Origin of the sequence: Burkholderia sp. AU4i (assembly GCF_000466765.1) — a bacterium.
In the GTDB taxonomy this organism is placed as follows: Bacteria; Pseudomonadota; Gammaproteobacteria; order Burkholderiales; family Burkholderiaceae; genus Burkholderia; species Burkholderia cepacia.
This window is the reverse complement of the sequence record NZ_ASSI01000023.1, coordinates 1-700: the sequence shown is the minus strand read 5'-3', so window position 1 is coordinate 700 and position 700 is coordinate 1. Positions and strand designations below refer to the sequence as shown.

Here is a 700-nt window from a genome sequence, read left to right as displayed (position 1 = left end):
TCGAGGACGAGAAGGATCAGGAAGAAATCTATGTCCACGCGCAGAAGGACCAGAACATCCACGTCAATCACGACGAAACCACGTTCGTCGGCAACGATCGCAGCGAGCAGGTGGAACACGACGAAACCATCGCCATCGGTAACGACCGCAAGGAGACAGTCGGCCGCGACGAACAAGTCACGATTGGTCAGGATCGCCGACATGACATTGGAGAGGACGGTTTTCTGACGATCGGTCGCAACCACACCATCACGACGGGCAAGGACCACGCCGAAGAGGTGGGTAACCACCGGCGTGACAAGACCGCAGCCAATCATACGGTTGATATCGGCGGGCACTATGAACAGCGCGTGCAGGGGCGTGCCGACCTGGAGGCGGGGCAAGCCATTCGGCATCGCACCAAAGTGTACGAAATGCACGCAGCCGAAGCCGTTGTCGTCAAGGGGCCGGGTGGTACCGTGCGCATTGACAGCAGCGGCATCACGCTGGATGCCGTGGCAATCCGTGTGAAGGGGCCGATGACCCAGCAGGGGGGCGGAGATGGAAACAATCTATCGCTGGGTAGCCAGATTCTGGAAGGTCAACAGGCCGATTGCCTGGAGCGCGCCAGATGACAGCGAGCGCCGTTCACGCGTTTGCCAGCAGCGAGCGCACCCAAACCGACTATCTCTACCTGCTCTTGGACCCGATGGCCGAATGC

1 protein-coding gene is annotated in these 700 nt (G+C 60.0%); it reads left to right on the top strand.

Features of this window, described 5'->3' with window-relative positions; genetic code table 11:
- The coding region (locus tag L810_RS48055) for a bacteriophage T4 gp5 trimerisation domain-containing protein (RefSeq protein WP_042973099.1) at nucleotides 1–614 on the top strand (614 nt) is incomplete at its 5' end.
- Nucleotides 615–700: the final 86 nt, after the last annotated feature.